Raw genomic sequence first — 10,149 nt, forward strand, 5'->3', positions numbered from 1 at the left:
CCTATGTCGCTCTTAGCTCCATCGCTGCTCGCTCACAAGACCTTCTTTGCTTGCTCCCGCGGAACAAATCGGGTGTCGCTCTTTCCTCCTTCCTGCCTCTCGTGTTTCCTCTTCGTTCATCAGGCCAGGCCGTGCCCCTGTGTTGTTTGCCTTCCCTCCGTCCTCAATTCAACTCACTCACTGTCAGCCTCTCTTGTAAGTGCTTTGAAAAGCACAAGATTTTCGTTGTTTGGTCTCCTTGGCTGTCGTTCGTGCCAGAACGGCCTCACTCCCTGCTCCGGGAGGAAAATGAAGGGTTGGTGACGTCTTGCCGCGATTTTTGACTTCAATCCGTTCTTTCGGTTATGGTCTAACTAAGGGGTGAATTGGGGTCATAACTTAAGGTCCAATTTGAAATCTAACCAGGGGGTCTCACTTAAGGGCTAAGTGTCGCAGCAGGCTGTGAAGCCTCATGATGTGAGAAGAAGGGAGAAATGCATGTACATTATTGTGGGGTTGATGGTTTGCTTGTTGGTTATTCCAGCTCATGCCCAAGAAACTTCACTGATTGACATCCTCAAAGCCAAAGGCGTGCTCAGTCAGGAAGATATCCAAAAGCTCCGCGCGCGAGGGGGCAAAGGTGGAAGTGGAGAAGATGACCAGCAAGCGTTGATTAGCTTACTCAAAGCCAAAGGGGTCCTGACCGATCAAGATCTCGCAAACCTTAAGTCACCGGGTGTGGTACCGAGCAATGTCTCGGAACGGCTCACGCGTATCGAGGAGCAACAAAAAACCCAAGCTGAGCAGCAGTCCAAAGCGGTCGAAGAGTTGAAGAAAACTGCCGTTGCGGATGTGAAGAAAAATATCGATTGGCTCAATCGGTTCAGTTTCTTTGGCGATATCCGCGTGCGACATGAAGGCTTCTATCAAGATGATGTCACTGCGCGTAATCGTCAGCGACTACGGTTACGGTTTGGCGCCAGACTGCAACTCAGTGACGAGTTAGAAGCGGGAGTGCGTATCGTTACTGGCGACCCCAACGAAGTTATCTCCAATAACCAGACGTTGACTGATGTGTTTAACCGCAAAACGATTAACCTTGATCACGCCTATGTCACTTTTCGCCCTGGTAAAAGTTTTGGCCTAGAAAAGTCGTTTTTTTCCCTGACAGCAGGAAAGTTTGGCGTGAACTTCTTTCGGCCTCGGGCAGTCATGGGATCGGAGTTGATTTTTGATGAAGACCTCTCCCCTGAAGGCCTTGCCGAGGAGCTGACCCTCTTTGAAGGCAAAGACTTCTTTCGCAGCCTCAAACTCGCGGCAGGGCAGTGGTCAATCAAAGAGTTTTTCCCAGGGCGCGATTCCTACATGTTGGGGGAACAAATCCAACTGACAGTCGCTCCTACGGCCAAGTCGCAGTTGACGCTTGCTTTTGCTGACTACTATTTTGGGCGCTCAGATGCGCTTGCCTTAGAGCGGAACCGCAACTCTCAGCTGGTGCTGACCAATTCGGTGCGGTTACGCAACGGACAAGTCGTACGTGGTGGCAATTTGATTTCGCCCAATACGAGCAATCCCATTCAACGCTTTACTGGGGGATTCAACATCGTCAATGCGAGTGCCCAGTTCACTCTGGACACTGGATCTGCCCGCTGGCCGCTCACCTTTATGTTCGACTATGCGCACAACACTGAAGCGAAATTCGGCAAGAACGACGCTTATCTGATCGGTGCAGGCATTGGGCAGACGAGAAATCCCGGTGACTGGGCATTCTCAGCATTGTGGACGCGCGTTGAAACTGACTCGGTGATTTCGATGTTTACCTTGAGTGACTTTGGCCGACGTGGCGGAACCAACGTGCAAGGACCGATTGTGAAGGTTGATTATATGTTGCTGCCACGGTTCACCCTAACTGCCAAAGGGTACTTCGTTGATTTGATCGATCGCCCCCGAGGACTCACCAATGCCACGGTCAATCGTATGCAGCTGGATGCGTTGTTCGCGTTTTAGAAGGTAGTCACTTGTGGTGAAGTTTCTCACCGATTCGGTACTCGCCCAGACACTCAACCTTGAGGTGTACAGCTAGTCCCGTGTCTCGCACGTTCATTCGCGGTGAAATCGTAGGGCGCGTGCCACGCGCCCGTCAGTTGGCGCGCTGCGCACGCCCTACGACTGCTCACGAAGTGATGAGACACGGTACTAGTAAGCTCAATCGAACCACGAAAGATAGACACTCTGACTTTGTCACCCTGAGTGAAACGAAGAGCCTCTCTGAGGGATTCTTCGCTTCGCTCAGAATGATAACAGCGCGATGTCTGCGCATACAGGGTGCAAAGGTGCTGTGGATCGATTCATCGACGGAACACGTGCTGAAGATACTGACCACGTGTTACTTCTTCAACTCGACTAACTCGCTGTCAGCTTTTACCGGCAGATGTCCTGAATGGCGGAGGATTTTGATTGCTTCCTCAGCAATCAGAAAGTCAGCGAAGTCTTTGGCCAATCCTTTGAGGGAGTCCATGTGGACAAACGCGAGCCCTACAGAGATTGGATACCCCTCTGAGAACGGATACTGTCCGTCGATCTTCACCATCGTGTACTTGTAGTGGTCAGCTTCGCTGAGTGGCATGAAGCCGATCGATCCGGCCATGTCGCGCATGCTGTTAACCGCGTCGGCATTGCGGAGGTTGTTGTGCCCTTTGTCGGTGACTTTGAGGCTCTTGAAACAAGCCAGGCCGTCGCGAATGGCGATCATGTTTGAGCCTTCCGGTCGGGTTTGCACGACCACCGGCAAGTCAGACCCACCCAGTTGTTTCCAATTGCTGATCTCTCCGGCATACAGCGCGCAAATATCTTTGCTGGTCAGTTCCCGCACGGTCACGCTCTTGTGGACAACGAATGCCACCGGCACACGGGCAAATTCGCGGTAATACATGGGGCCGAACTTTTTGAGATCTTCCTCGCGAGGACGCACCGCGGTTCGTCCAAGCTCAGTCGTTCGAGTTCCGGCAGATTCGAGCCCGCCCAGCGTATTGGGTTTAGTCGCGAAAGATCCAGTAGAATCAGGGATAACAATTTTTGCGTTTGGATGCTTTTTCTCGTAAGCCGCGGCGACCTTACGTAACAGGTCCTGGCTATCACCCGTGCCGGGGATAGTCAGCGTTTGTGGCTCACGCGTTGCTGCTTGAATGGAGCTTGCTCCACTACCGGGTGACGACGGTAAGGCTGTTGACGTCTGTGGCGACGGTACGCTTGCTGCGCACCCGGTCATACTAGCGAATACGATACCTGTAAGGAGCGTTCCGAGTTTTTGTTTCATACATCCTCCTCAATTGTTTTCTATCGGCAGAAGGGTACGAGCATTAAAAACAATGGTCTTGAAGTTGTCTGAAAAAGCCGAGGAATTGCGTCATTACGAGCGGAGCGAAGCAATCTCGATGGGAAAATGCGTGACGGTGCAATTGCTTCGTCGCTTCCGACTCTTCGCACTGACAGCATTTCCCTAGTCGTCAGTCACACTGAATTTGCGGGGGCGATTTCGTCATGCCCGCGCAGGCGGGCATCCAGGATCTTCAAGCAGGAACCACAACGTAACCTCCCTGGATTCCCGCTTGCGCGGGAAGGACGCCGCTACGTTCACCCCTCAGAATCAACATGACTGACTACTAGTTCTCAAACCGACTCTCATGAACGAGAGCTGCGGGATTGAACGACCACGTCTTACGCGGCCTCTGCACTCTCAAGAAGTTGATCGCGAGTGACCAATTTATTGCGCACTTTGCCCTGCTCTTGTCCGCGCGATAATTCGTGCTGGTCGATACGTTGCCACCCGGCGAACGTCACATACTGTACCTGTTTGCTCGTCAGTAACGTTGGTATCGCCTCTGCGTCGGTAGTGACCTCGGGCGCAACCATTCCCTGCCGGACGTCAGCCAGTAGCGCTGCAACAGTTGCACTCGCATCCGCTTTGTTGGTTCCAATGACTCCCGATGGTCCACGTTTGATCCAACCGGCGACATAGAGGCGAGGCACGGGAAGACCAGAGGTCAGATCAAGCACCCGGCCATTGCTGTTCGGGATGACACCAGCGCGCTCGTCAAATGGTACCCCCGCGAGCCGATGGCCTTTATAACCAATGGAGCGAAAGATCATCTGACAAGGAAGGTCTTGATACTCGCCTGTGCCCTGCGCCTTCAGATTGCCGTGTTCATCTTTCACCAGCCGATTCTTTTCGATGCGCACGCCCTCGACACGCTCAGTGCCAAGCACCATTACAGGGGACACCAAAAAATGCAGGCGAATTTTGCGGGCCTGCGTTCCTTCACCTTTCACGAGTTGCCCGGTCAGGGTCTCCAGGTTGCGCTGTGACATCGGCTCTGACTGCTGGGCTAAGAACTCGTCACTCAACGGATCGAGAGCCATATCCTCGGGGCGGACAACGAGATCGACCCCAGGGAGTTCCGTCAACTCGCGCAGCTCGGGATTGGTGAATGCTGCCTGGGCCGGACCGCGACGGCCGAGTACGTAGATGTTCTTTACCGCACTCTGTCGTAAGGCTTCAATGGTGTGCTCAGCAATATCAGTTTTTGCCAGCTCATCGACTGGACGAGAGAGAATGCGAGCGACATCGATAGCGACGTTGCCGTTGCCAACAATCGCAACACTCTCCGTGCTGCTCAGATCAAACCGTAAATCCTGAAAGTCTGGGTGTCCGTTATACCACGCGACAAAAATCGTCGCCGGAAAACTTCCAAGCAGATCTTCACCGGGGATTCCCATACGCCGATCGGATTCTGCACCAGTGGCGAAAAGCGCATGGTGATAATGAGCGAGTAACTCATCAAGCGTGAGGTCCCGACCAAAACTGACATTCCCGAAGAAGCGAAAACCTGGACGCTGGGCAATTTTTTCGTATTGTCGGGTCACCGCCTTGATCTTTTGATGATCTGGAGCAACCCCTCCACGGACGAGGCCGTAAGGAGTTGGCAGTCGATCAAAGAGATCGACGGCAACCGGGAGATCCGTCTGCTTCAGTAATTCCTCAACCGCGTAGAACCCTGCGGGACCCGCACCAATAACGGCCACACGGAGAGGTGTAGGTAAATTGGCTGAGACAGGTTTACGAAAATAAACTGGATGGAGGACGGTCATAATGGATATTTCCCACACGGTTATTGATGATGGTCAGAGTAGGGTGGAATCTAACCCACCCTACCAAATAGTAACCATCACCAATCGCAATCTCAATGCTATTTCTCCAACACCACCTTGACCGGCTTGATATGCTCAGAGTGCCGGGTCTGCGTGCGGTTGAAGGCACCGAGCGAAATGTACACTGGTCGCTCAAAGTTGAACGCCACATCATACTCGCTCTTGGTATCGAGGAGTCGGCGCGTTTCCAGCGTCCACACCCCTTTGCGCCAGTCACCTTTGGCGCGCACATGCGCGCGGTCACCCTGGAACGGTTCGATGATGATGTTGGGCATCAGCGTTCCGACCGGATAGGTGTCAAGCTCTTTACTATACGGAATTCCCTGCTTGGAATGAATCCACCAGTCAACACCATAGTCAGAGGTCGTGGGGTCTACATTGGGACGGACTGCATCCCCACGCATCAGCATGATCGGGCGGACCAGCGTTTGGTCGAGCGTCTTGCTGGGGTCCAGCTTCTCGAAGTTATACTTATAACCACCAGCTGGGCTTGGGTCTTCGTAATAGCCCGCAGTGTAGCGTTTCTTAATTTCTGCTGGCACGGGCTCGAATTTGCGGAAATGCTGGTCATCCGTGAAGCCAGGTTCGCCAAAGGGAATTCCCATGGGATCGGTACGTACCGCCTTCCAATGCCAGATGTCGCCGACTTCACCGTTGGTGTAGTGGACGCCATGCTTCAATCCCTTTGCGGCGTCCGGTCCGACCCCGAGATGGCAGGTTGCCGCACAGCCACCGTTAGGCACATCTGTGATATACACGGCGAGCTTATCTTCATAGAATTCGTTTTCGTCAGCATTGGCAAAAGCATTTTGCAAGACTTTCCAGCCTTCTGCCGTCTTTTGCAGTGGGTAGCGTTTGTAGCTCACATCAGGGTCGGCCCACTGGAACTTGAAGTAAATGTGCTCACCATCGTGGAGCGCTTTTACTGTCACATCCACGTCTTCCTCTGGGTTGTTCACGCCTTTGGTGGTATGAATCATCACAGTCTGTGCATGATTCCAGGCCGGGTCGCCTTCCTTACCGTCGAGAGTGGGAACGACAACGCCATTAGGAATGCGTGAAACCGTCAACGTGTCAGGCACCGCATCCCAGAAATAGAGTCCCCAGACGATGGGAGCCGAGGCGGCAACACCAACCAGTCCTGCAACTAGGTGCGGGCGGTACATCTGTGCCTTAAAGATAGTCCAGAAGCGGCCAAAGACCCACTGGAGAACCGTGTGCAGGACCACATACGGAATCAACAGATAGGAAAAGAATGCATGCACCCAACGCGTAACGTAATGGCCACCCAGATAGTTGGCCAATTCCCAATCAACCCGGTACATGGCAAAGCCGGTTACCAAGAGGATGCCGAAGAAGGAGAAGGCCATCCAATAGGTAAGCAGGTTAGCCGACCACAGCGCTTGTTTGTAGCGCCAGAAGCCATGCGCGCGAATGCCCGTGGGAGTAAGGTGTTTCAGATCCTTGACGGTCAGTTGCAGACGTTTCCACGCGCTGGTGCGGAACAGATAGACGAGATAGACGCCGGTCACTGCTAGCATCAGGAACGCCGACCAGACGTGAAACGTAATCAAGTTGATGCCGAAAATCGTCCCGTTTGGGGCGATGGCGTTTGACAGTTCCGACAACCATCCTTTTGGTCCTACCAGTGGGCTGTCGATATAAGCCCACCCGATCCGCATACCGGAGAGTAAGCTACAGGTTAACAGGATGACCATCGCCCAGTGGGTTACCGTGACAAACAGATGGGCTTTGGGTGAGCGTGTAGTTGTGCGCCGGTCGGAGTTGGGCCAGCGGAACGTCCAGCGTCGGTCATGGTCACGCTTTTGCAGTTGTCCGTCGACCTCATTGACGTCTTCAGGGGGGGGCAAAGGGCCGGTCGGGATTTCAATGCGTTTGGCAGTGATACTATCACTGTCAAGGGCAGACGGTGGGTGCTGCGGAAGAGATTTTTCGGCAGGGGGAGCAAGAACGTCGCTCTCCGCACCGAAGGTCTCATCAGGTGGAGTCAGCGGATTCCGGTTAGACATGTAGTGAAGGTCTCCTCTGTTGGTATTTAGAATCGATACATAGTCACCCCCTGTTACACCCTGTTCGTGAGAACAGCCCCCGCTGTTTAGCTGTCACGTCCTATGAGTAGGGTGGGTCTCGACCCACCCTATGTGTTTCTTCTCGTCAGCTTTAGAAAGAAAACTGAGCACGCATTTGAAAGGTGTTCATGACACCAAAAGTTTTGTTTCCTGTACGACCATCGGTAACGCCATAGTTGGCGAGGAGCCGCACATGAGGATTGAGATACCAGCTCACCCCAGTGTTGAGGCCGTACAACTTCCCACCTCTTACTGTTGAGTCGTCGAGATTGAGTGACGAATACCGCAGGGCAAGTTCCCACGCGCCCCACCCGCCTTGACCATCGAAATTGCGTTTCGGGGTGATGCCGTTGAACGCGCCTGTGTTCATCCTGTATTCACGGTGCTCGCCTGTCAGAACGTAGGCCGCTTCCAGGTAGTAACCGGAGAAATCAAGACTTTTGCCAGTGGTTTGTCCAACGAAGGCTTTCGTGTATTCGGTCTGGAACGAGAACGGACCATAGACAAGCGCCAACTCAGGATTGAAGAGATCGATCCCGTTCGTCGTAATGTCTCCGGTATTGACAAACATTGGGGTGAGGTTGACTTCCGGCCGCATGGTGAAGCGTACTCTGTCATCGTGACGGAAGCGGTGACTGTAGGAGAGCCCGAGGTGAACGAGCTTTCGCCCCTGCTCCTCGTACCAGGGCAGCCCGGTAACACGCATGGTGAGATTGTAGGCGGAGTCGGCACTAAAGTTCCTGCCTTGGTCGTCAGTTTCACGAAAACCACCGATCGCCCAGGTCAACCGTTTGTTCAATGCCGTGTTGTTGATCATGAGGCCCATGTTGCGTGACACCAGGAAGGCATCCACACTCATCGGCCGCTCGAGGAACGTCACATATCGTGTCCCTGACATATCCGTCAGTGAGAAGGGTTCTTTAAAGTGACCGATCGATAGGCTGCCTACCCACGGTAGTTGATTGATCCGGATGTAGGCGTCGCGAATTTTTGACTGTCCGTTGGCAAGATCGGTTTCGAAGCGGTAATCGATCCGATCATACACTGTCCCTAATACTGAGAGTCGGGCCCGACGAATCTGCGTCCCCGTCGATTCCTTCAGCGGTGGCGTCAGTTTGCGATTCCCACTGACCATGCCCCAGTCCATTTGCAGTAAGCCACTGAGCTGCATTTTGAACTTGGCGTCGTCCCCCCCCTTCAAAGACAGGCCCATCGTTCCAACGCGCCGTCAATACGTTAGAGGTCTTCTTCTCGCCACCTTGCCGTTTTGCCTCTTCGGCTTTGGCTTTGCTCAAGAGCGTTTCGTATTGTTGCGCATCGATTTGATTATTTGCACGCAGAATATCAAGGATTTCCTGCGCTACGCTCTTCTCCGCTGTTGCGGCTTTTCCCTCAGCAGCGGCTTTTTCCCCCGCCAGTGCCCTGCCTGAACAGCATAGTGCCAGAAGCACGGCAAGGAAACACTTTGTTATTTTTTTCTCCTGCATTAATGAGTCTCCTTATTCCCACACTCATCCTTGCCAGATATGTCGGCATGCCCGGTCTTTCCTTTAGGGTCAGGAAAAAGGCACGAATTATGTAGGAGTTATATGTGCCCGCAGTGGCGGCACGGGCGCAGAAAACCAGAGCGTAGGAAAAGAAATAAAGGTTTGTCAGAAAGTGACGAAATAAAGAAATGAGAAGCGGTAGGGAATGTGAGGGGTTGACGAACAATGGCATTAGGGAAGGGAATCACTGTCATTGCGAGGAGCGTTAGCAACGAAGCAATTTCCCCAGAAAACAGAGATTGCTTCGCGGAGTTTATCCTGAGCGTCCTTCGAATTCGTTTACTCTGAGCTTGTCGAAGGGCTCGCGATGACACTTCGGTTGAACGTAACAGGTTGTCGGGAAAGCTGGCTAACACAAAGCAACAGCGACTGCCCGCAACCGGTGGCGAATCGAGTGTGTTCCTCACCTGCGAGTAGCCATGAAGTTCACAAATTATTCTCTATAGAGGAGCGTATATGCGATTCACGTCTCGTTTCGTTTCACCAATTGTTGGGATGATGGCAGTTGGGTTGATGAGTCTTCCGGGCTCAGTCAATGCGGAACCCTTGAAGGGCAAAGAGCTGGTTGAAGCCCTCAAGAAGGGTGGCCATGCTATTTATCTACGCCACTCAACCACTGACCACAACTCGAGTGACCAAGATCCCGTCACCTACACTGACCCTAGCACCCAACGGAACTTATCCGAAGATGGTAAAGCCCGAGCAACTACGCTCGGGAAAGCCCTCCGTACCCTCGGTATTCCTGTTGGGCGAGTCGTGACGACGCCGTTCTGCCGAGGAGTTGAGACCGGTTGGCTTGCCTTTGGAAAAGGCGAAGTATCGGACGAGCTCGCTTTTGCGATTGGGACAGATGAAGCAGAGGCGAAGCGCCTAGGCAAGTCACTCAAACAAATGATGAGTGTGGCGCCAACTGATGGCACCAATTCGATTTTTATTTCCCACTCTGCCAACTTAAAAGAAGCCGTTGGCGTGTGGCCGAAAGAAGAGGGCGTGACGGTGGTCTTCAAGCCTTTGGCAGGTGGTGAGTTAGAGTACCTGGGTGAGATCCCGATTCACCAGTGGCCAGGACTCGCGAGCGAGCTCGCGCCAAAAGGCAGTGCGACTAGCGGGCAAGACATCCAGACGGTCGAGCGTTCCACCCTGTGCGGCGCTGTTGCCTCTCGCCCGACAACGATTACCAAGGCGAATTCTGGAAAAGAAAATCCCCCTATATCAGTCAGGAGTAGCGGGGCGGATGAAGATGTCCCACTTGGGCAACTTGGGATGACGCTCCAGTCGCGCTTCGACCGTCCGCATGGCTGTCTTGTTCAGGGTAATGCCGCGCA

General features: G+C 53.3%; 6 protein-coding genes. 2 read left to right on the top strand and 4 right to left on the bottom strand.

The genetic code is table 11. The features are described from left to right. Nucleotides 1-477: 477 nt before the first annotated feature. On the top strand, nucleotides 478-1,986 hold the full coding sequence (locus FJ147_24530) for a hypothetical protein (protein ID MBM4259053.1): 1,509 nt from the start codon (nucleotides 478-480) through the stop codon (nucleotides 1,984-1,986). A gap of 379 nt (nucleotides 1,987-2,365) precedes the next feature. Here the strand turns inward: FJ147_24530 and FJ147_24535 are convergent, their stop codons facing one another. The 4 genes from FJ147_24535 to FJ147_24550 form a co-directional block, all read right to left on the bottom strand. Continuing rightward, on the bottom strand, nucleotides 2,366-3,295 hold the full coding sequence (locus FJ147_24535; GenBank protein MBM4259054.1) for a hypothetical protein: 930 nt from the start codon (nucleotides 3,293-3,295) through the stop codon (nucleotides 2,366-2,368). Between the two features lie 401 nt (nucleotides 3,296-3,696). Continuing rightward, the gene (locus FJ147_24540; protein ID MBM4259055.1) at nucleotides 3,697-5,127 is read right to left on the bottom strand and encodes an NADP oxidoreductase; all 1,431 of its coding nucleotides are present in this window, start codon (nucleotides 5,125-5,127) and stop codon (nucleotides 3,697-3,699) included. Nucleotides 5,128-5,225: 98 nt separating this feature from the next. After that, nucleotides 5,226-7,217, bottom strand: coding sequence for a hypothetical protein (locus FJ147_24545; GenBank protein MBM4259056.1), 1,992 nt, complete (start codon nucleotides 7,215-7,217; stop codon nucleotides 5,226-5,228). Nucleotides 7,218-7,368: 151 nt separating this feature from the next. Continuing rightward, on the bottom strand, nucleotides 7,369-8,490 hold the full coding sequence (locus FJ147_24550; protein MBM4259057.1) for a hypothetical protein: 1,122 nt from the start codon (nucleotides 8,488-8,490) through the stop codon (nucleotides 7,369-7,371). Between the two features lie 790 nt (nucleotides 8,491-9,280). On the opposite strand from FJ147_24550, the gene FJ147_24555 reads away from it, so the two are divergent. Further along, a partial coding sequence (locus tag FJ147_24555; protein MBM4259058.1) for a hypothetical protein occupies nucleotides 9,281-10,149 on the top strand: 869 nt, incomplete at its 3' end.

The organism is Deltaproteobacteria bacterium, from assembly GCA_016874775.1.
Lineage (GTDB): Bacteria > Desulfobacterota > Binatia > Bin18 > Bin18 > VGTJ01.